The following is a 19,830-nucleotide window of genomic DNA, read 5'->3' on the forward strand; positions in this document are numbered from 1 at the left end:
GAAACACCCTGCGTGAGCGCCAGCTTGATCGGCAGAATTTCCCTGTCAAACGGGGAAGGATCGTCTATGCTGACCTCAAACGCCGAGAGGGGCGGGCGAGATGGCGGCACGGCCCCGAAGCCAGCGACAGCTTCAGATCCAGCGGTCGCGCGAGATGCGCAACGACGGCCACACGTGGACCGAGGTTGCCGCCGAGTTCCGCGAGACCTACCGGGTCAACGCGCGCGTGGCGCTGCGCGTCGCGCACGGATGGAGCCAGGGGGACGTTGCGGATCGTTGGAACGAGCTGTGGCCGGACGATCCCAAGACCTTCAAAAACATCTCGTACTGGGAGCGGTGGCCTGCGGAGTCGGGCTACGAGCCGTCGCTCGAAGTGCTCGCGAGGCTCGCGGAGATCTACGCCTGCCACCTCACAGACCTGCTCGTCGACGTCGGCGACCATCGCGCGGCCGACCCCGTGCAGCGGGCCCGAACCGAGCTGGCACGCTTGCCGGCAGTGGTGACCACAGGTGAGCAGGAGCTATCACAGGACACCAGCGACGACGTTGGTGCAGGCCGCGCTGCGCTCCGCGAACTCGCCGAGCGGCTCGAGCGCACCCCGGCGCAGGACGTCGCCGAACAGCTCGCGATCTGGGTGAGCCAGCTCGATCCGGCCTTCGACCGGCGGTCTCTGCTGGTGAAGCTGGGATTCGCCTTCACCCTGGCCGCGGCTACGCCCGCTGTCGACGCCCCGCGGCCCGCTACAGCGGCCGTTCCCGGGACGCTCGACCTTTCCGGGGTCTGGAAGAGCGAGTACAGCTTCTACAGCGACGGGCGGGGTCAGGAACTCGCATCGACTCACTACGTCGTCATCCGGCACCAAGGCAACGCGTTGAGCGTCGAAAGCCTGCCTCACAGCACCGGTTCGGAGCTGCGTATGGAGCTCGCCCTCGATGGCATCAGCGCGACCGGGACGTGGGAGGAGAAGACCTCACCCACGGGCTACTACAAGGGCGCGGTCTACCGCGGCGCGACGCAACTGCTCGTTGAGTCCGGTGGACAGATGACAGGCCGGTGGCTCGGCTTCGGGAAAAGGTTCCAGATCAACAACGGCGCTTGGGAGCTTCGTCTCGAATCCAGGTCGATCACCCCGGACAGTGTTGCCGAGTTCGCATCGCGCGTCTGACCAAGCGAACGTCTCCTGCTTCAGGCGTCTGGTGGACCGGTGACGACCGCGACGATGACTGACCCAGACGGGAACTGTCGCGTCGAGGCCATGTCGACGATGCCCGCCAACATCTTGGCGACATACGTCAGTTCCAGGTCGACGCCGTGCCTCACCTCGAAGTCCTGTGCGAACTCCCGCAGTTCGGCCGGGCGTCGGGCGAAGCCGCCGAAGTGGTAGTCCAACTGCAGATCCCAGTTGTCGGTTACCTGCCCCGCTACTCCCTGAAGCCCGCGCACGTCGTCGGCGAGAAACGCGCCGCCCTTGAGCGAGGAGAAGCCGAGCACCCGCACGCCGCTCGGGACGGCATACGCGAGGCCGGCCAATGTCCCCCCCGTACCGACCGGCGCGCAGAGGACGTCGTAGGGGAAGTCGATCTCAGCCGGTAGCTCAGCCACACCGCGTACGGCTGCTGCGTTGCTTCCACCCTCAGGAACGAGGAAGAACTCCCCGAACCGCTCCTGCAGCGGGCCGAGGACTTCGTCCGACGTCTTGATCCGGTATCGGTCCCTGTCGATGTAGGCCAGCGTCATATCGCGGGTAGTGGCATAGGCGAGAGTCGGATTGTGGGGCAGGTGCTCCTCGCCTCGAATGACGCCCACGGTCTCGAAGCCGAAGTAGTAGCCCGCGGCTGCAACCGCGCGGATGTGGTTGGAGTAGGCACCGCCGAAGGTCAGGAGTTTGGTCTGTCCAGCTGCCTCGGCGTCTTTCAGGTTGTACTTGAGCTTGCGCCACTTGTTGCCGGGGATCTCCGGGTGAATGAGGTCGTCCCGCTTGAGGAGAAGCCGCACACCGTGGCGCTCGAGGCGCTCGTCGTGGATCTCCTGGACAGGAGAGGGCACGACGAGTTCCAGCTCGTCGAGGTGGCTCTCGACCGTCACGATGCCTCCGGACGTGCTCCCTTCGCGACGACCCAGCGGTTGCCGCTTCGTTCGATGATGCCCTCTCCGCCCAACGTCGTGACGGCGCGCTGGGCGGTGGACCTCGCCAGGCCGAAGTAGGCAGCGATATCGGGGACCGTCGGGAGGAGGTCACCTGCGGCCAGCTCGCCTGCAAGCACGGCACGTCGCAAGTCGACAGCGACCTCGGCGTAGGTCGTTGCACCGGGCCGGAGGTACTCGGCCATCGGACGGCTCATCCGAGCCAACCGGCGCGACGTTCCCAAAGCCTCGACGGACCCCGCGGCCGCCGCCATCGCGCGCAGCGTCGTCAGGTCACCCGCCAGCAATTCGGCGGCTCGCTGGTCGGCCGGCTTGGTCCAGCTTGCGTAGACCCGCAGCGTGGTCGCGCCCCCATCGCTGTGACCGAGCCTGCCGGCAGTCGTCCGCAGGTCGACACCGGCCGCAAGGAGCTGGGTCGCGTTGAAGTGGCGGAGGTTCTTCAGTGGCTCGGTGATGCCGAGCCTGTTGGCGACCTCGCGGTAGCCGTGGGTGAAGTGGTCCGGATGCCACGGGGCGGTGCCCGCGGGATTCGGCGAGAAGACGAACGCATCAGCGGCAAGCAGGAGCCCGGCGGGCGCCAAGGCGGCGTCTCGGGCTGCTCGGAACCCGTCCAGCAGCTCGACGGAGACCGTGTCGAGAGACAACAAGCGTTCCTCGCCGGTCTTTGTGCCCTTGAGCTTCCGCTGACCCGACCGGACGACGTAGCTCGAGCGGACCCGCAGTAGCCCGCGCTCCAAGTCGAAGTCTGACCAGCGCAGGGCGACGAGCTCGCCGCGGCGGGCGCCGGTCGTCACCGCCAGCCAGAGGAAGACGCCGAGCTCCTCGTCGCCCGCACCGGCAGCGTTGAGGAGCGCGGCAACCTGCTCGGGGCGAGGCGGGAGCGCCTGACGCCGAGCGAGCTTGGGTGGGTGCGCGTAGTCGGCCGGGTTGCGCTCGATCCATCCCCACGAGACGCCGTAGTTCAGCGAGGCCGAGAGGATCGCGTGCACACGCCGAACCGCTCCCGCGGACATCGGCTTGCACACATGGCCGGGCATCGGGCTCTTACAGAGCTGGTTGCATCGGCGCAGGTGTGTATAGAGCTTGTCGAGGATGTCCACCCGGTGCTGGAGCTTCCGGATCGGCATGTCGCCGAGCGCAGGCTTGATCGTGCGGCGGATGTAGCCCGCCGAGGTCTCCGCAGTGCTCAGCTCGTGATCGACGGTCTCCATCCAGCGGTCCAGGAGGCTGGCGACCGTGCGCTTGAGCTCCACCTTCTCGCCGGTGTCGGCCAGCGCGAGGAGTCGCTCGATATCCGCCTCGGCCTCCGCCCAGGTCCGGCGGTTCTCACCGCGGAGGTACATCTGCCGTTGGGTGACAGGGTCCTTGCCCGCGTACACGCGCGCGCGAAAACCTGACCTTCGAGTCTCGACCGAGCCCCTCGCCATGAGCAGAAGCTAGGCCAGAACGGCGCGGACATGCCCGTACTCATGCCCCGGGCGGATCAGATGTGGATCATTCTGCGAGAGAAACAGGCTGCTGACCTGCTTCTTCTGTGGAGCCGCCTTGGGGAGTCGAACCCCAGACCTACGCATTACGAGTGCGTCGCTCTAACCGACTGAGCTAAGGCGGCGTGGTGCGTGGCAAGTCTAGCTACCGGGGTCCGGGCGGTTGCACGGCCCCCGCCTCGTCACCCGTGTGGGTCGTTCTGGCAGGTCAGGATGCCGACAGGCGCCAGCGCCGCGACGATTGGCGCATGACGGTGGCCACGGACCCGCGCATCGGGGAGCGTCTGGTCGCGGCCGGGATGGTCACGGCGGAGGAGCGGGACTGGGCCGTGGAGGTGGCGGCGCGGAACGGGGCTCGGGTGGGGGCGGTCCTCGTCGCCGCCGGGCTGGTTCGGCGGACCGACCTGTACCGGCTGCTCGCGCGGACGTGGGAGCACCCCTACATCGACCTGGCGGACACCCGGACCGACCGCAGCCTGCTCGACGGGCTCGACCCGCAGACGTTGCGCACGCAGGGATGGTTCCCCGTGCGCCGGGAGGGCGGGGCGTCCTCGTCGCGACGTTGGAGCGGCCGACCGACGAGGTGGGCGACACCGGCCGCCGGACGGCCTGGGCGTTTGGCGGCCGTCGGGGCCGTGCAGGTGGTCCTGGCCTGGGTCTGGCCGCCGACCAGCCCGGGGTTCGAGGACTGGCTCGCGGCGCTGACCGGCTGACGCGCGCGGTTACCCCTGATGGAGCCTGGTCATCATCGCCTCGACCGCGATCCGCGGTTTCACGTTCAGCTCCAGGGCCTCGCGGCAGGCCAGGACCGACTCGAGCCTGCGCAGCGCCGACTCCGGGGTCCAGTCGCGGGCGGCCTGCCGCACGTCCGACTCGCGGTCCGGGTTGGTCAGGGCGACCTCGGAGCCGGCGACGAGGACGTCACGATAGAAGCTCGCCAGGTCGACCAGCGCGCGGTCAAGCGCGTCCCGTTGGGTGCGGGTGTTGCGGGACTTCTGCTTCCTCTCGAGTTCCTTCTCGGCGGCCTTGGCGCTGCGCGCCGCCTGCGCGACGCCCTTGCCGACCCCGCCCGCGCCCATCGCGACGGCGAGCTCCTCGCGCTCGGCGGCGTCCCGGGACTCGCTGACGTCCGACGCCTCCGCCTCGGCCTCGCGCACCAGGTTGTCCGCGAAGGCGAACGCGTCTCCCAGGTGCCGCAGCCGCAGCGGAACGCCGAGGACGCGTTCGCGGCGCTGCCGGGCGTGCTCGTTGCGGGCCAGGTGCCGGGCCCGGCCGACGTGCCCACCAGACACCGACGCGGCCCACCGCGCCATCTCCGGCTCGATCCCGTCCCGCTCGACGAGCACCTCCGCGACCGCCTCGGGGCTGGGCGTGCGCAGGTACACGGTGCGGCAACGGGAGCGGATGGTGACCGAGACGTCCTCGGGGTGGTCCGACGGCGCGCACAGCAGGAACACGGTCTGGTCCGCAGGCTCCTCCACCGCCTTGAGCAGCGCGTTCGCCGCGCCCTCGGTGAGCCGGTCCGCATCGGTGATCACGACGATCTGCCAGCGGCCCGTGGAGGGGCGCCGGGCGGCGAGCTGCACGAGGGTGCGCATCTCCTTGACCGAGATGGACAGCCCCTCGGGGACGATCTCCCGGACGTCCGCGTGGGTGCCGGCGAGCACCGTGCGGCAGGACTGGCACTCCCCGCAGCCGCCGGTCGGGCACTGCAGGGCGGCCGCGAAGGCGCGGGCGGCGGTGGAGCGCCCGGACCCGGGCGGGCCGGTGAACAGCCACGCGTGCGTCATCGCGGTGGGGTCCGTGGCGGCGGTGCTCAGCTCCTCGACGGCGGCCGGCTGGCCCACCACGTCACGCCAGACACTCATCGGTGGGCTTCGGCGGGTTGTTCGGGGGTGGGCGGCAGGGAGGGTGTGACGCCGGTGAGCACACGCGCCGCGACGTCCTCCGGGTCACCGTCCGCCGCCACGACGACGTACTGCTGCGGCTCGGCGGCCACCAGGCCCGCCAGCAGCCGCTGGACCCGCCCGTGCTCCTCGCCCGCGAGGCCCCCGGGCGTGCCCTCGGCCTCACGGTCCAGCAGCACCGAGATCTGCGGCCGCAGCCCGCCGGTGGACCAGGCGGCGAGCCGTTCGAGCTCACCGCGCTCCAGCTCGGCGTCCATCCGGTCCACGGCCACGCCGAACTGCGCGATCGGGCTGGCCATGAAGCGGTCGACGACGACCACGGCCCCCTCGTCCAGCGCGGGCCGGATGATCCGCTCCACGATGTCCGCCCGGATGGCCGCCGCGGCGAGCACCTTGGCCCGGGCGCTGGACAGATGGGCCTCGCGGGTGGCCGCGGCCCAGCGGGACGCGTCCCGCTCGCTGTCCTCCGGCTCGACGACGACGTGGCCCCGCTCCCGCAGTGCGGCCGCCAGCCGGGCGGTCTGCTCCGCGGTCTCAGCCGGGGTGGCGCCCTCGACCGCGATCAGCGTGCCCGAGCCCCGCCGCGTCTCCCCCGAGCGCAGGGCCGACAGCAGGTCACCGAGCAGCGGCTCGAGCCGGCGCTCGTCCATCTGCCGGTACGCGAAGGTGCCGATCACGGCGGCGAGGATGCCGCCGCCCGCCAGCACGAACCGGGTGCCGTCGACGGTGAAGGTGTGGGCGAACAGGGTGATCGAGCGGGTGCTGACCAGGCCGACGACGACCGGGACCAGCGACATCGAGCCCAGCAGGACGAGGCGGACCAGGGACTGGACGAACGCGACGATGCGGCCGCGGATGTCGTCCGCCACCTGCGACCCGATGATCGTGAGGCCGGTGAGGAAAGCGATGCCGGCGAACCCGCCGACGAGCGCCACGGCCAGGATCGCCATGAAGAGGTAGCCGGACACCGCGACGATCACCAGCGCCGCCCCGGCCCCGACGATCGCGGTGCCGAACAGCCGGTTGTGCGGCAGCCGGTGCGCGAGCCGGGGCGCGACGCCCATGCCGCCCGCGAGTCCGACGAACACCGCGGTGAACAGCACGGAGTACGCGGCGTCCCCACCGCCGAGGCTGGCCGCGTAGAGCTTGGCGGACGCGATCACCGCGCCCCCCGCCGCGAACGCGCCGATGATGCCGAGCACCAGACCGCGGATCAGCGGGGTGGTGGCGACGAACGTGAAGCCCTCGCGCAGCAGCGTGAGCAGCTTCGGCGGGGCCTCCTTGTCCGGCCCGCCCCCGCGCCCGGAGATCTCCGGGATCCGGAACCAGACGATGATCGCACAGAGCAGGAACGCACACCCGTCGAGCACCAGGGCGACGTAGACGGTGGTGAGGCTGGACTCCCCGCTCGCGGCCGGGAGCAGGTGCCCGATGCTGGACACGACCGTGAACAGGCCCGACGCGACCAGCACGGACACGCCGTAGGTGACGACCAGGGCGAGCTGGTTCGCCGTCTCCACCTGGTCCTTGCGGCGCAACAGGTTGGGGACCGACGCGTCCTTGGCCGGGATCCAGAACATGGCGCACATCTCGATCAGGAAGGTGGCGGCGAACAGCCACCACAGCGACCCGACGAGCGGGATCGAGACGAAGAGGCAGAACCGCAGCACGTCGCAGGTCACCATGACCTTGCGCCGGTCGAAGCGGTCCGCCAGGGCGCCCGCGAGCGGGCCGAGCAGCAGCGCGGGCAACAGCTTGGTGGCGACGACGCCGCCGAGTGCGAAGCTCTGCGCGGCGTAGCCGGTGGTCAGCTGGGTGGCCAGCGAGGTGAGCGCGAGCAGGCTCAGCCACTCACCCGTCGCGGTGACCGCGGTGACGGCCCAGAGCCGCCGGAACGCCGGGATGGCGAGGACGCTGCGGACACGGTGGGCGGTGGGCGCGGGACTGCTCGCGCCGCCGGGGATCTCGGCTGCGATCGCGGACACCTCCACTGGTCTGGCGCGGGCCGGAGCTGCGGGGAGTCGTCCACCGACCGTGGAACCAGGGTAGACGGGGGCACCGACGGGTCTCGCCCGGCACCGACGAGGCCCGCTCAGGGGTTCATCAGCGAGTACCCCAGCTGCAGCAGGATCACCAGGTAGACGGCGACGAAGAACAGCGTCATCGTGCGCGAGCCCGCGCGGGCGCGCAGCAACCGGGACAGCCCGAGCTCGGCCTCGGTGTCGATCGGCGGCCGGTGCTCGATGCCGTTGACGATCGCCCCCCGCGGCTCCGGGCGCGACCTGCGGGTGGGGCGGCGCAGCAGCGGTTCCGGGGTGACGCGGGCCAGGTCCGGTGCGCGCGGGGCGGGGACGGGCGGGGCGGGCGTCGGAGGAGGCGCGAGATCAGCGAGGCCGGCGAGGTCTTCGGGGTTCGGGGGTTCGGGCTCGCGGGGTTCGGGCTCGCGGGGTTCGGGGTCACGGGTCGGGTCGTGGCGGCCGGTGGTCCACGGGGCGGGACGCGCCGGGCGCCGGGTGAACGGCATCCAGCGCACGAGCACGCCCGCGCGGTCCAGACCTGTCATGACCTCGGATCGTAGGACGGTCGGCGCCGGAGCACAGGTCATGCGCCCGGCGCGTCCGCACTGGGATCCCCGCCCCGCACGGCGGGGGTCAGCCCTCGTCCCCGCCCTCACCCGGCGGCGGGGCGCCCTCGCCGCCCTCCGGCGGGGCACCTTCACCGGGCGGCGCGGGCGCGGGCGGGACGGTGCCGCTGCTGACCTGCAGCACGATCTGCTCACCGGGCAGGGCGGTGCCGCGCGGGCTCTGCCCCACGACCGTGCCCGCGGGGGCGTTGTTGTCCACGGTGCGGCTGCCCACCTGCCAGCCCGCCCGCTGCAGGACGGCGCGGGCGTCGTTCTCGCCGCGACCCACGACGTCCGGCACCCGGGTCTCGGCGCCGCCGGTCAGGTACCGGTCCTCGGCGGGCGGCAGCGGCAGCACCGGCGTGCCCTCGACCATCGGGGTGACGGCGCCGTACCAGGTCTCGGCGGGCGTCTTGCCGCCGAAGATGTTGCCGCTGCGGCAGGCGAAGGGCGCGCCCGCGCCGTCGCACAGCTCGCGCGGCGAGTTCGAGTTGTCGAAGGTGATCACGGCGCCGGACAGGTTCGGCAGGAACCCGACGAAGGCCGCCGACTTGTGCTGCTGGGTCGTCCCCGTCTTGCCGCCCATCGGCCGGTTCCACCCGACCTGGCGGGCCGCGCTCGCCGAGGTCCCCGAGATGTCGTCCTTGGACAGCCCGTGGAACAGGGTGTTCGCCAGGCCCGGCTCCACGACCTGCTCGCAGGGGGCATCGGTGATCGCGACCGGCTGCCCGGCGGCGTCGGTGATCGACTCGATGGGGCTCGGCGGGCACCACACGCCGGAGCTGGCGATGGTCGCCCCGACGTTGGCCAGCTCGAGCACGGACGTCGGCGAGACACCCAGGGTGAACGACGCCTGCCGCTGCTCCTTGGTGACCTGCGCGATCGACTTGTCCGTGCGCCGCCCGGTGCCCGGGTCGACGAACGGGGTCGTGGCCAGGGACTTCATCCCGAGGCGGACGGCCATGTCCACGACGTCCGGCACGCCGGTGAACTCCTCGAGCTTGATGAAGGCGGTGTTCGGGGAGGTGGCGAGCGCGTCCTGCAGGCTCATCCGCTCCGCGTAGGTGCCCGCGTTCTGGACGGGGATCGGGCGGCCGCCGCCGTCGAGGTAGATCGGCGACGCGTAGCCCGACGGCGGCACGGACATCTGGTAGTTGATGCCCAGCCCCTTCTCCATGGCCGTGGCCGCCGTGAAGATCTTGTACGTGGAGCCGGCGCCGAGGTTGACCGGCTCGTAGGGCAGTCCGTAGCTCGTCTCGAGGGCCTCCGCGTTCAGCCCGTAGGTGCGGCTCGACGCCATGGCGAGCACGCGGTGCTTCTCCCGACCGGGCTCGACCAGCGACATCACGTTGGCGACGTTCGGCTGGGTCGGGGGGACCTCGCCGTCGAGCGAGGCCTTCATCAACGTCAGCTTCTGGCGGTCCAGGGTCGTCTTGATGGTGTAGCCGCCGCGCGCCACCTGCTCCTGGCTGAAGCCGTGCTCGGCCAGGTAGGTGGACACGTACTTGCAGAAGAACCCGGCGTCCCCCGCCCCGATGCAGCCGTTCGGCCGGGTGTTGAGCGGCGACGCGACGCCCAGCGGCTCCGCGATGGCGGCCCGGGCCTGCTGCTCGTTGATCATGCGCTGTTCGAACATCTGGCTGATGACGAGGTTGCGCCGGTCGAGCGCGGCCTGCGGGTTGGTGACCGGGTCGGTCGCGGAGATGTTCCGGACCATGCCCGCGAGCAGCGCGGACTGCGCGACGGTGAGGTCCTTGGCCTGCACCCCGAAGTAGGTGCGGGCCGCGCTCTCGATGCCGTACGCGCCGTTGCCCCAGAAGACGATGTTGAGGTAGCGCGCGAGGATCTCGTCCTTCGGCAGCTGACGCTCGAGCTGCAGCGCGACGCGGGCCTCGCGCAGCTTGCGGGCCGGGGTCTGCTCGGTGGCCTTGAGCCGCTCCGCGTCGGTCTTGGCCTCGACGTAGAGGGTGTAGTTCTTGACGTACTGCTGGGTCAGCGTCGACGCGCCCTGCACGACGTCACCGGACGCCGAGTTCGCGATGACCGCGCGGATCGTGCCCTGCCAGTCCACGCCCTGGTGCTCGTAGAAGCGACGGTCCTCGATGGCGACCATCGCGCCCTTCATCGCCTCCGAGATCTGCCCGGCGCCCACCTGCTGCCGGTTCTGATCGAAGATCCAGGCGACCGGCAGGCCCTGGTTGTCGGTGAGCGTGGTGGTCAGCGGCAGGCCGCCCTCGACGAGGCTGCTCGACGTGGAGTTCACGCTGTCGCCCGCGTCGTTGCTGATCAGCCCGACCCCGGCCGCGAAGGGGAACGCCATTCCCGCCGTGACCACTCCGGCGAGCACGCACAGGCCGAGGAGTAGGGCGATCGGCCGAGCGAGACGACGCGGAGGAGCCACAGAGGGGAGGGTACCGACCCGAACGTGAAGCTCGGGTGGTTCGTCGGCGGTGTCGCAAGTTGAGTAGTTCTGCGTGCTGTCGGCGGGAACCGGACGCTCGCAGAATCCGTCTCAGATGCCGAACGCGGGCCGCCCCCGGCCCGCCGTGCCGAGGAGACGACCGGTGACCACCGCCCTGACCAGCTGGAACTGGCGTGTCGCGGCCCGCTGCCGCACGACCGATGCCGAGGGGTTGTTCGTGCGTGGCGCGCAGCAGCGGGACGCGCGGGGTTTCTGCCGCGCCTGCCCCGTCCGCACCGAGTGCCTGGCCCACGCGCTCGACGAGGGCGTCGAGTTCGGGATCTGGGGCGGCACCACCGAGCGGGAGCGCCGCGCGCTGCTGCGCTCCCGCCCGGACGTCGAGAGCTGGGCGGACCTGCTGGGCGCGGCCCGGCAGGCCTTCTACGAGAACGAGGGGCGTGCGGCCGGGTGAGTAGATCGCCCGCGAGAGATGAGTGGGCGTCACCCATGTGTCCGGGGCCGCCCGGCGGGACCCTTCTCCTGGCACCGATGAATCAGGGACCGACTCCCGGTCTCCCCATCAGTGACCCAGACCACACAGGAGGCCCGCGATGTTCACCCCGATCTGCTGCCCCGGCTGTACCGCCATCGTCATCGTCCCCGACTTCAGCGCCGACTTCGCGGCCCTGGGCAGGCACTGCCCGTGCTGCGGCATCGACGTCAACGAGGCCCGCCACGCCGAGCTCGTCCCCGTCCCGGCGAGACTCTCAGCGGAGGGAGCGGACGGATCCCGCCGATGACGCGGGCGGGTCCTGGACCGCCAACCGCTCGCCGACGGTGCGCAGGCCGTCCAGGTCGGCGATGTCGCCCGCCACCGCGGGCACCCGAACCACCGGGACGGACGGGTGGGCGCCCGTGAACCGGGCGAGCAGCCGCTCCTCCCGGTCGGCGAGGTCGACCCGGTCCGCGTGCAGCCGCAACACGGCGCTCGCGAGCCGCGAGGACCCCGCGTTCTCCGCCGCCGTCCGGGCGCGCGCCGCCGACAGCGGGGCGAGGACCGGGTGGGTGCGGTTGAGCACCAGCCCGGCCAGCGGCATCCCCTCGCTGCCGAGCCGGTCCACGAAGTAGGCGGCCTCGCGCAGGGCGTCCGGTTCGGGGGCCGCGACCACGAGGAACGCCGTCCCGTCCGACCGCAACAGCTCGTAGGTCGTCGTCGCCCGCTCGCGGAAGCCGCCGAACATGGTGTCGAAGGCCGCGACGAACGCCGACGCGTCGGTGAGCAGCTGGCCGCCGACGATCGTCGAGACCGCCTTGGTGAACAGGCCGAAGCCGGCGCCGACGACCTTGCGCAGCCCCTTGCCGCCCGCCCGCGCGGGCGCGGACAGCAGCCGGATCATGCGTCCGTCGAGGAAGCGGGACATCCGCTGGGGGGCGTCGAGGAAGTCCAGCGCGGAGCGGGACGGCGGGGTGTCGACGACGATCAGGTCCCACTCGCCGCGCGCGTGCAGCTGCCCCAGCTTCTCCATCGCCATGTACTCCTGCGTTCCGGAGAACGAGCTGGAGACGGTCTGGTAGAAGGGGTTCGCGATGATCTTCGCGGCCCGTTCGGGGGTGCTGTGCGCCTGCACCATCTCGTCGAAGGTGCGGCGCATGTCCAGCATCATCGCGTCGAGCGAGCCCGCGGCCGAGGCGGGTTCGTTGGACAGCTCGTCGAGCCCCAGCGCCTGGGCCAGCCGACGGGCGGGGTCGATGGTCAGCACGACCACCCGGCGCCCGCGCTCGGCGGCCCGCAGCGCCAGCGCCGCCGAGGTGGTGGTCTTGCCCACTCCGCCCGACCCGCAGCAGACGACGATGCGGATCGCCGGGTCGTCGAGCATCTCGTCAATCACGCGTGATCAGCTCCGCCAGCTCGTAGAGCCCGCCCAGGTCCACCCCGGCGAGGAGCTGGGGCAGCTCCACCCGCGGGACGTCCGCCCGCGCGGCGAGCCGCTCGCCCGCCGCCGTCTCCGCGGCCACCCGCACGGCGTGCTCGACGGTCTCGGCCACCAGCCCGTCGAGCACCTCGTCGGTGAGGTCGAGACCGGCGGCGACCAGCCCGGTCCGGATCCGGCCCGCGTCCACCCGGCCGCTGGCCGCCGAGGCCACGGACCGGTCCGGCAGCCACTGCTCCCGCACCCGGTTCACGATCACCGAGCCGACCGGCAGGTTGGCGGCGCGCAGCTCGCGGATGGCGTCGAGCGTCTCGGTGACGGGCAGGTCCTCGAGCAGCGTGACCAGGTGGACGGCGGTGCGCGGCGAGTGCAGCAGCGCGACCACCCCCTCGGCCTGGCTGTGGATCGGGCCGGTGCGCGCCAGCTCGGCCATCGCCTTCGTGACGTCCAGGAACGTGACCAGCCTGCCGGTGGGCGGCGCGTCGAGCACCACGGCGTCGTACACCGGCCTGCCGTTCTCCGTGCGCGCCACGCACTCCTTCACCTTGCCGGTGAGCAGCACGTCCCGCAGGCCGGGCGCGAGCGTGGTGGCGAACTCGACCGCACCCATCCGCTTCAGCGTCCGGCCCGCCATGCCGAGCTTGTAGAACATCTCGAAGTACTCCAGCAGGGCGGCCTCGGCGTCCACGGCCAACGCGCGGACCTCGCCGCCCCCGGGCGCGACGGCGATCCGGCGCTCCTCGTAGGGCAGCGGCGCGGTGTCGAACACCTGGGCGATGCCCTGGCGGCCCTCCACCTCGACGAGCAGGGTGCGCCTGCCGTTCGAGGCGAGCGCCAGGGCGAGCGCGGCGGCGACCGTCGTCTTGCCGGTGCCACCCTTGCCGGAGACCACGTGCAGACGAGCCGCCCACGGATCAGCGGGAGCACTCACGAGACGAAGCGTAGGCGCCGCCCCGGCCGACCGCGCGCAGGCGGCCACTCGCCGCACATCCCGCCCACCGACCCCGTACCGGGTGACGGGCCCCGGTTACTGTGCGACGCATGAGCGACCTGGTCAGGTGGGAGTACCTGAACGCCCCCCTGCTGATCCACAACACCAAGGCGATCCTGGACAACTTCGGCCGCGACGGCTGGGAGCTGGTCTCGGTCGTCCCCGGCGCCACGCCCGAGAACCTGATCGCCTTCTTCAAGCGGCCGGTGCAGTCGTGACCACCCCCTCGCAGCGCCTGGCCGAGCTGGGCCTCACCCTGCCCGCCGTCGCGGCGCCCGCCGGGTCCTACATCCCGGCGAAGGCCACCGGGTCGCTGGTGTTCACGGCGGGCCAGGTGCCGTTCGTCGACGGGAAGCTCCCTCAGACCGGCAAGGTCGGTGCGGACGTGACCGCCGACGAGGCTGCGGAGCTCGCCCGGATCTGCGCGCTCAACGCGCTGGCGGCGATCGATGCGCTGGTGGGGATCGACAACGTCAAGGGCGTCGTCAAGGTCGTCGGGTTCGTGGCCTCCGCGCCCGGGTTCGGCGGTCAGCCCGGCGTGGTCAACGGTGCGTCGAACCTGCTGGCCGAGGTCTTCGGGGACGCGGGCCGGCACGCCCGCTCCGCGGTGGGCGTGGCGGAGCTGCCGCTCGACGCCCCCGTCGAGGTCGAGCTGATCGTCGAGGTCGGGTCCTAGTGGACACCGCGGCGGCACACGAACTGCTCCTCCGGCTGGCCGGTCGGCTGCCGGACGACGTGTCGTGGCGACTCCGGGACTGGCTGGCGGCGGGCGCCGCGGGGCCGGTCGGGTCGCTGCTGCCGCGGGCCCTGCTGCGCAACCGGATCGGCGTGACCGACCACGAGCGCGAGCTGCTGGCCGCGACCAGCTTGTCGCGACTGGTGGACGCCGTCCTCCCGGGGGTCGAGCCGCCAGCCCCCTCGTTCGCCGCGGGCCCCGAGATCCCCGATCTCGCCGTGCTGACGGCGATGGCGGTCGTCGCCGGGCGCGCCGAGGAGCTGCGGGACGCGCGGCGCGGAACCCAGCGGGTCCTGGTCGTGACCGGCGCGGACCGCGCCTGGGAGCTGACCGGCACCCTGCAGCGGCTGCTGCGCGTGCACGGCGACCGCACCCCCTGCGTCGAGGTGCTCCCCACGGACCTCGAGCCGCCCGCCTACCACCAGGCCGCCATCGTCGGGTCCCGTCCGGTGTGGACGGCCCCGGCGCGATCCGGCGTGCCGGTCCCCACGAACTGAGGAGGGCCCGCGATGGCCCACACCCACTCACTGCTGCTGTCCCTCGCAGGCCGGGTCGACGACGACCTCCTCGCCACCGCGCGCGAGCTCGTCGCCGTGGGCGAGGAGCCGCAGGCGCTGGAGATCCTGGTCGCGACGCTGATCGCCGACCGCACCCCGCTGCCCGCAGGTGTGCGGGCGCAGGTGGTGGAGCTCGCCGCGGGCCTCGACGTGGACGCCACGGAGCTGGCCCCGGAGGGCGAGGGCCGGGTCCACGTCTTCGGGCCCGGGCCGCAGACGCGGCTGCCGGAGCTGGTCGCCGCCGCCGCGCCCGCAGGCTCGACGGCGCTGCTGACCTGGCGAAACACGCCGGCGGGGGGCGCGCCCGGGCCGGTGCCGCACCCCGTGGTGCTGGTGGAGCTCGGCGAGGGGTCCTACGCGCCCGAGGTCGTGTCCTACCGGCTGGGGGCGCACCTGGCGCGGGCCGGTTTCCCGGCGTCGGTGGAGGCGTACACGCCGGCCGACGAGCTGCCCGCCTACCAGCGCGCGGCGCTGGCCGCGGCGGGTGTGCAGCGGCCGAGCCCGGTGCCGCGCGACAGTGGGCCGGCGCCCCTGGAGGTGCCGCCCATCGCACCGATGTCCGCACCGACGTCCACGCCGCCGACCGCGCCTGCGGAGGCCCTGGTGGATGCGCCGCCGACCGGCCCGGTCGTCGCGGCGGCCCCGCCCCAGTCCGTCGCGGCCCAGTCCGTCGCGGCCCAGTCCGTCGCAGCCCCGGGTGCGCCCGCGCCCGGCGAGGCGCCCGGAGCCCACCGCGGGCGGCCCGACGAGCCCGACTCCCCGTCGTTCGGCGGCCTGCTGACGCACCCGCCCTCCTTCACCACGACACCCGCCGGGCCGCCGGCCGCGGGCGGCGAGAACGGACTCGTGCCGCTCGTCGGCGTGCCCGGCAACGCGGGTGGGCCCGAGTTCGGCGGACCGGACGCGGCCCGCCCGGGCGGTGCGGCGCTGCCGCCCAGGCCCGGGTTGCCGCAGCCCGACGGCCTCACCGGGTCGGGTGTGAACCAGCACGGGGCCGACCAGCACGGGGTCGACCAGCACGGGGTCGACCAGCACGGGGTCGACCAGCACGGGGTCGACCAGCACGGCGTGGGTCAGCACAGCGTGGACCAGCAGGGGGCGGACCAGCACGGCGCCGCTCCGGATCACCGGGCTCCCGCGCCCGGCACTCACCTCGGCGGGTCCCCGGCCCCGCGCGGCCCCGTCGCCGGGCCTCCGGCCCCGGGCGCGCACGCCGCCGCGCCCCAACCCGCCGGCGTCGAGGCCCAGGCGCCGGTCCCGCTCGTCGACGGCGAGCGCGGCCCCCGCCCGCCGTTCGCTCCGGGCGAGTCCGCCGAGTCCCGTCCTCTCCGTCCGGTGCCGCGCCCCTCGCCGGTCGCCCGCACCGAGTCGCGGCTGCCCGAGACCGGGGCCGCGTCTCCGGGCCCCGCGGAGCCGCCCACGGCGCCGTACGGCACCGAGCGGTCCCGCCGGTCGGGTCCGTCGCTGAGCGTGGTCCCGCCGGTGCCGGGTCAGGAGGTGTCGCGCGGGCCGCGGCCCGCACCCGTCACCCGGCCGACCCCGGTCGTCCCCTCCGACGCCGAGCCCACCCCGATGCGCCCCTGGCCGGTCGCGGCGTCGCCGGAGGACCGGGACCCGCCGCTGCTGGCGTCCATGCACGATCCGTTGAGCGGCCCGCTGCGCGAGCCCCTGCTCGACGCCCAGCTCGACCGGGCCGACACCGGCCCCCTCGCGACCCCGCAGTCGGGTCCCGACCTCGGCGCGCCCTCGGACCTGTCGCGCTTCGCGGTCCCGTCCCCGCCCGTGGAACCGGACCCCGCCTCCGTGGACGTCGAGCCCGCGGCGGCCGGTGCGCCCGGTGAGCAGTCGACGGTCCGGCCCCCGGAGCGGTCGTGGACACAGGACTGGGCGTCGGGTGCCTGGGCGATGCCGACCCGCCGTGCGACCCCGGAGGACGGTGCGGCGAGCCCCGCCGACCCCGCCGGATCCCGGGAGGTCACCGGCCCGGTCCGACCGGACAGCGAGCCGGCGCCCGCCGACGACGAGATCTCCACCCACGAGACCGGCGAACCGCAGGACGAGCCCCCGCCGGGCGTCTCGGCCGGCGCCGCCGACTCCACCGAGGCCCCCGAGCCCGACGGCCTCGAGCCGGCGCGCCGCGAGCCCGCGGACGCCCACCGCGCGGCCGACCTCGATCTCGAGGACCGCGACCCCGCTGAGACCGACGCGGGCGTCGAGGACACCGCCCTCGTCGCCACCGACCCGACAGCCGGGCCGGACGAGCGGCCCGCGGACGCCGAGCGGGAGCCGGCCGACACCGAGGTCGCCGAGAACAGCGGAACCCCCGAGACCGCCGAGCACGCCGAGCACGCGGCCGGCACCGGGACCGCGGACACCGACGAGGACCCCAGCGTCGCTGCCGACGACGCGCCCACCGGTCGTCGGGCGGCCGTCGACGGGCGCCCGACCATCCAGGCGCTGCCGGGCGGACGTCGCCGGGCGCGGCACCGCCCCGAGGACGCCGACCCGTGGGGTTTCGCGGGCGAGGTCGCCGTCGGCGACGACGGGCTCCCCCCACCCCGCCCGGTCCCGCGGACGATCCCGCGGGTGCGCCGCGCGGCGGGGTCGGATGGCCCCGGCGGCCTCTTCGGCCCCGGTGAGGTGCCGCCCGCACGGGCGGACGGGCCCTTCGGCACCGGCCCCCGGCCGGGCAACCCCGACGAGGGTCCGGCGGTCCGCTCCGGGAACGGGCACGCCCCGGCGCCCGAGAACGGTGCGGACGGCGGGGAGACGGGCATGTCCCGCGCGTTCGACTCGCCGAGCCCCGACTCCCTGGCCTCGCTGTCGAGCCGGGAGCAGGAGTTGCTGCGCAGGCTGCACCAGGAGCTCGCGGTGCGCGAGGAGCAGCCCGAGCGCCGCCGCAACGGCTCGGAGAACTAGTGCCCCGTCCAGGAACGTTGGGGCCGGAATCGGGGGATCCAGCCGCTCGTGGGCAAGGCGCCGCCCCGGTCTCGTACCGGGCGTACTCGGCCGGGGTGGCAACGCCGCCCACGGGTGGCTGGGCCGCCGAGTTCGGTCCTGAACGTTTCTGGACGGGGCACTAGGTCCGCACCAGGTCCCCTAGGACCACAGCAGGTCGGCGGCCCGGGCCAGCACCTCGTCCCGGGTCCGCCCCGGGTGGTCGGCGGCGAGGAAGTGGGCGCCGATCGCGGCGCAGAAGGCGAGCAGGCTGCGGGCCTCGACCTCGTCGGGGTCGGTGCAGACGGTGCCGAGGGTCTCGCGGAGGAGCGCCATCCGCCGGTTGTCCACCCGTCGCAGCCGGGCGGCCACCTGCGGGTCGCGCCGCGCCCAGTCCCGCACCGCCAGGTCGATCGGCAGCAGGCGCTCGCCGGAGAAGGTGAGCACCCCGGCGCGGTGGGCCTTCGTCCGCGGGTCGCCGCCCTCGGCCTCGACCCGGGCGAGGACGCTGTCGACCGCCTCGCGCTCCCACGCGTCGAGCATCGCGGTGAGCAGGGCCTCTCGGTCCGCGAAGTAGCCGTAGAACCCGCCCTTGGTCACGCCGAGCGCCTTGGCCAGCGCCTCGACGCGCACGGCCTCCGGCCCGCCGTCCGCCAACGCGCGCAGCCCGGCCTCGACCCAGCTCTCCCGCGGTGTCCGCGCGACGCCCATCGCCGTCCTTCCCTCCTGTTGTACGCGACCGTATAGTGCCCATCTATACGGCACCGTATAGTAGGCGGCCATGCTCACCCGGACCGACTACCAGGACCACTTCCGCCATCCCGTAGCCACGTCCGCCCCGGCCGACCGGTGGGCGCGCGCCCTGTTCGGTGCCCGCCCGTCGCCGGGCGAGCGGTTCCTCTGGCAGGTCCTACTCGGCCTGCGTCTGCACGCGGGACCCGACACGATCGCGGGCTGGCCGGTCGTCGAGCGGTCCCCCGAGTCCGTCCTGCTCCTCACGAACAGCAGGTGGATGACGGTGACCCTGCAGGTCACCGCCGACGACCACGAGATCGCCCTGACCACCCGCGTCCAGTACGACCGGCCCGTCGCGCGGGTGCTCTGGGGCGCCGTGCTGTCCCGCGGCCACCGCGCGCTGGTTCCCGGCGTGCTGCGCGCCGCACACGTCTAGGAGACCCGCCCTCCTGCGCGCCGCCCGCTACGGCCGCGGTTCTTCCGCAGACTCCTCGACCAGCGCCTCGACCTGCGCGAGCACCTTCTGCAGGTGCAGGCTGCGCGCGGCCGACTGCGGGCCGTCGGTGCGTCCGGCGGAGACGTCGACGAGGAACTCGTCGAGCAGCACGCCGTAGGCCACGGCGGCGTCCGCGGGGCGGTCGGTGACCCGGTGCCGCCCGGCGGAGCCGTAGGCCGTCACCTCCATCTCGGTGGGGTCCACCGGCATCGCCAGCGACAGGACGTACGTGCTGGTGGCACCGCCCGCGTGGCGCAGCCCGAACCGCCAGAGATCCGGCTCGCCGCGGTGCGCGAAGTCCACGCCGACCACCTCGCCCAGCGCCGCGTCGAGCAGGTCGACCAGGTGCGGGCCGATGTCGAGGAGCGCACCGCGCTCGGCCCGCCAGGCCGACCCGGCGTAGGGCCCGCCCAGCAGTGCCCCCGACAGCCAGCGGGCGCTCCCGCTCGTCGAGACGTCCGCGGGGCCGGTGAACCCGGCCAGGAACTCGCGGACCGGCGGGTGGAAGCGGAGGGTGAACATCGTCGTCGAGACGACGCCTGCCGCCGCGATCGCCGCCGCGGCCCGTTCCGCCGCAGGTACGGAGTCCGCCAGCGGCTTGTCGAGGATCAGGTGCCGCCCGGCCTCCGCGGCCTTGACCGCGAGGGAACCCTGCACCGCGGGTGGCACGGCGAACGCCACGGCGTCCACGCCCGCGAGCAGCGCGGCGAGATCCGGCTCGAACGCGGTGCCGTGCTCGGCCGCCAGCTCGGCCCCCGGCTCGGGACGCCGGGTCCAGACCCCGGCGAAGTCCACGTCCGGGTGGGCGGCCAGGGCCGGGGCGTGCACGGTGCGGGCCCAGGGACCCGCGCCGATCAGTCCGATGCGCATGCGGCCATCCTGCC

18 protein-coding genes and 1 tRNA gene are annotated in these 19,830 nt (G+C 73.5%); 8 read left to right on the forward strand and 11 right to left on the reverse strand.

Features of this window, described 5'->3' with window-relative positions; all coding sequences use genetic code 11:
- Positions 1-154: 154 nt before the first annotated feature.
- The gene (locus tag BLS43_RS16675; RefSeq protein ID WP_143030080.1) at positions 155-1,165 is read left to right on the forward strand and encodes a helix-turn-helix domain-containing protein; all 1,011 of its coding nucleotides are present in this window, start codon (positions 155-157) and stop codon (positions 1,163-1,165) included.
- 20 nt (positions 1,166-1,185) lie between these two features.
- Here BLS43_RS16675 and BLS43_RS16680 read toward each other — a convergent pair whose 3' ends face one another.
- The 3 genes from BLS43_RS16680 to BLS43_RS16690 all read right to left on the reverse strand — a co-directional run bounded on the left by BLS43_RS16680 (position 1,186) and on the right by BLS43_RS16690 (position 3,757).
- The gene (locus BLS43_RS16680) at positions 1,186-2,085 is read right to left on the reverse strand and encodes a 1-aminocyclopropane-1-carboxylate deaminase/D-cysteine desulfhydrase (protein ID WP_176921369.1); all 900 of its coding nucleotides are present in this window, start codon (positions 2,083-2,085) and stop codon (positions 1,186-1,188) included.
- Entirely contained in the window at positions 2,082-3,572 is a 1,491-nt protein-coding gene (locus BLS43_RS16685; protein WP_093085450.1) for a tyrosine-type recombinase/integrase, read from the reverse strand. The genes BLS43_RS16680 and BLS43_RS16685 overlap by 4 nt, the downstream gene beginning before the upstream one ends.
- A gap of 108 nt (positions 3,573-3,680) precedes the next feature.
- Positions 3,681-3,757: transfer RNA gene (locus tag BLS43_RS16690), tRNA-Thr, on the reverse strand.
- 123 nt (positions 3,758-3,880) lie between these two features.
- Here BLS43_RS16690 and BLS43_RS16695 point away from each other — a divergent pair.
- Positions 3,881-4,345 carry a hypothetical protein gene (locus BLS43_RS16695; protein ID WP_093085453.1) on the forward strand — a complete coding sequence of 155 codons (465 nt, stop codon included), beginning with the start codon at positions 3,881-3,883 and terminating at the stop codon, positions 4,343-4,345.
- A gap of 9 nt (positions 4,346-4,354) precedes the next feature.
- Here BLS43_RS16695 and BLS43_RS16700 read toward each other — a convergent pair whose 3' ends face one another.
- The 4 genes from BLS43_RS16700 to BLS43_RS16715 form a co-directional block, all read right to left on the reverse strand.
- Positions 4,355-5,500: a DNA polymerase III subunit delta' gene (locus BLS43_RS16700; protein WP_093085456.1), complete on the reverse strand. Its 1,146-nt coding sequence runs from the start codon at positions 5,498-5,500 to the stop codon at positions 4,355-4,357.
- Positions 5,497-7,524 carry a bifunctional MFS transporter/dTMP kinase gene (locus BLS43_RS16705; RefSeq protein ID WP_237195240.1) on the reverse strand — a complete coding sequence of 676 codons (2,028 nt, stop codon included), beginning with the start codon at positions 7,522-7,524 and terminating at the stop codon, positions 5,497-5,499. The genes BLS43_RS16700 and BLS43_RS16705 overlap by 4 nt, the downstream gene beginning before the upstream one ends.
- 107 nt (positions 7,525-7,631) lie before the next feature.
- Positions 7,632-8,102 carry a hypothetical protein gene (locus tag BLS43_RS16710; RefSeq protein WP_093085462.1) on the reverse strand — a complete coding sequence of 157 codons (471 nt, stop codon included), beginning with the start codon at positions 8,100-8,102 and terminating at the stop codon, positions 7,632-7,634.
- Positions 8,103-8,190: 88 nt separating this feature from the next.
- Complete coding sequence (locus tag BLS43_RS16715) at positions 8,191-10,563, reverse strand: penicillin-binding protein (protein WP_245707540.1); 2,373 nt, start codon at positions 10,561-10,563, stop codon at positions 8,191-8,193.
- Positions 10,564-10,726: 163 nt separating this feature from the next.
- Between BLS43_RS16715 and BLS43_RS16720 the strand changes: the two genes are divergently transcribed.
- Entirely contained in the window at positions 10,727-11,035 is a 309-nt protein-coding gene (locus BLS43_RS16720; RefSeq protein WP_281245842.1) for a WhiB family transcriptional regulator, read from the forward strand.
- 295 nt (positions 11,036-11,330) lie between these two features.
- On the opposite strand, the gene bagB is transcribed toward BLS43_RS16720, so the two are convergent.
- A complete protein-coding gene (gene bagB, locus BLS43_RS16725; RefSeq protein ID WP_093085500.1) occupies positions 11,331-12,440 on the reverse strand; it encodes an ArsA family ATPase in 1,110 nt (369 codons plus the stop codon).
- A 4-nt stretch (positions 12,441-12,444) separates the two neighbouring features.
- Positions 12,445-13,425, reverse strand: coding sequence for an ATPase BagA (gene bagA, locus BLS43_RS16730; protein ID WP_093085503.1), 981 nt, complete (start codon positions 13,423-13,425; stop codon positions 12,445-12,447).
- A gap of 110 nt (positions 13,426-13,535) precedes the next feature.
- Here bagA and sp36 point away from each other — a divergent pair, with 110 nt between their 5' ends.
- From sp36 to BLS43_RS16750, 4 genes are read left to right on the forward strand one after another with little or no spacing between them, the layout of a single operon-like run.
- Positions 13,536-13,703 (forward strand): Sp36 family protein, encoded by a 168-nt coding sequence (sp36, locus tag BLS43_RS16735; RefSeq protein ID WP_093085506.1) that lies wholly within the window; start codon positions 13,536-13,538, stop codon positions 13,701-13,703.
- Positions 13,700-14,161, forward strand: a complete 462-nt coding sequence (locus BLS43_RS16740) for a RidA family protein (protein WP_093085509.1) — start codon at positions 13,700-13,702, stop codon at positions 14,159-14,161. Before sp36 ends, BLS43_RS16740 begins: the two co-directional genes overlap by 4 nt.
- On the forward strand, positions 14,161-14,718 hold the full coding sequence (locus BLS43_RS16745; RefSeq protein ID WP_176921370.1) for a hypothetical protein: 558 nt from the start codon (positions 14,161-14,163) through the stop codon (positions 14,716-14,718). Before BLS43_RS16740 ends, BLS43_RS16745 begins: the two co-directional genes overlap by 1 nt.
- Positions 14,719-14,730: 12 nt before the next feature.
- The gene (locus tag BLS43_RS16750) at positions 14,731-17,697 is read left to right on the forward strand and encodes a hypothetical protein (protein ID WP_093085512.1); all 2,967 of its coding nucleotides are present in this window, start codon (positions 14,731-14,733) and stop codon (positions 17,695-17,697) included.
- Between the two features lie 180 nt (positions 17,698-17,877).
- Here BLS43_RS16750 and BLS43_RS16755 read toward each other — a convergent pair whose 3' ends face one another.
- Entirely contained in the window at positions 17,878-18,426 is a 549-nt protein-coding gene (locus BLS43_RS16755) for a TetR/AcrR family transcriptional regulator (RefSeq protein ID WP_093085515.1), read from the reverse strand.
- Positions 18,427-18,496: 70 nt separating this feature from the next.
- On the opposite strand from BLS43_RS16755, the gene BLS43_RS16760 reads away from it, so the two are divergent.
- Positions 18,497-18,886: a DUF2867 domain-containing protein gene (locus BLS43_RS16760; protein ID WP_093085518.1), complete on the forward strand. Its 390-nt coding sequence runs from the start codon at positions 18,497-18,499 to the stop codon at positions 18,884-18,886.
- A 27-nt stretch (positions 18,887-18,913) separates the two neighbouring features.
- On the opposite strand, the gene BLS43_RS16765 is transcribed toward BLS43_RS16760, so the two are convergent.
- The gene (locus tag BLS43_RS16765; RefSeq protein WP_093085520.1) at positions 18,914-19,816 is read right to left on the reverse strand and encodes a Gfo/Idh/MocA family protein; all 903 of its coding nucleotides are present in this window, start codon (positions 19,814-19,816) and stop codon (positions 18,914-18,916) included.
- Positions 19,817-19,830: the final 14 nt, after the last annotated feature.

The organism is Pseudonocardia oroxyli (assembly GCF_900102195.1).
Taxonomy (GTDB): domain Bacteria; phylum Actinomycetota; class Actinomycetes; order Mycobacteriales; family Pseudonocardiaceae; genus Pseudonocardia; species Pseudonocardia oroxyli.

Bases quoted from the DNA above. Each gene is read 5' to 3' on its own strand.
- BLS43_RS16675 (WP_143030080.1), top strand. From the start codon at position 155: ATGCGCAACGACGGCCACACGTGGACCGAGGTTGCCGCCGAGTTCCGC.
- BLS43_RS16685 (WP_093085450.1), bottom strand. From the start codon at position 3,572: ATGGCGAGGGGCTCGGTCGAGACTCGAAGGTCAGGTTTTCGCGCGCGC.
- BLS43_RS16695 (WP_093085453.1), top strand. From the start codon at position 3,881: ATGACGGTGGCCACGGACCCGCGCATCGGGGAGCGTCTGGTCGCGGCC.
- BLS43_RS16700 (WP_093085456.1), bottom strand. From the start codon at position 5,500: ATGAGTGTCTGGCGTGACGTGGTGGGCCAGCCGGCCGCCGTCGAGGAG.
- BLS43_RS16710 (WP_093085462.1), bottom strand. From the start codon at position 8,102: ATGACAGGTCTGGACCGCGCGGGCGTGCTCGTGCGCTGGATGCCGTTC.
- bagB (WP_093085500.1), bottom strand. From the start codon at position 12,440: ATGCTCGACGACCCGGCGATCCGCATCGTCGTCTGCTGCGGGTCGGGC.
- sp36 (WP_093085506.1), top strand. From the start codon at position 13,536: ATGAGCGACCTGGTCAGGTGGGAGTACCTGAACGCCCCCCTGCTGATC.
- BLS43_RS16750 (WP_093085512.1), top strand. From the start codon at position 14,731: ATGGCCCACACCCACTCACTGCTGCTGTCCCTCGCAGGCCGGGTCGAC.
- BLS43_RS16755 (WP_093085515.1), bottom strand. From the start codon at position 18,426: ATGGGCGTCGCGCGGACACCGCGGGAGAGCTGGGTCGAGGCCGGGCTG.
- BLS43_RS16760 (WP_093085518.1), top strand. From the start codon at position 18,497: ATGCTCACCCGGACCGACTACCAGGACCACTTCCGCCATCCCGTAGCC.
- BLS43_RS16765 (WP_093085520.1), bottom strand. From the start codon at position 19,816: ATGCGCATCGGACTGATCGGCGCGGGTCCCTGGGCCCGCACCGTGCAC.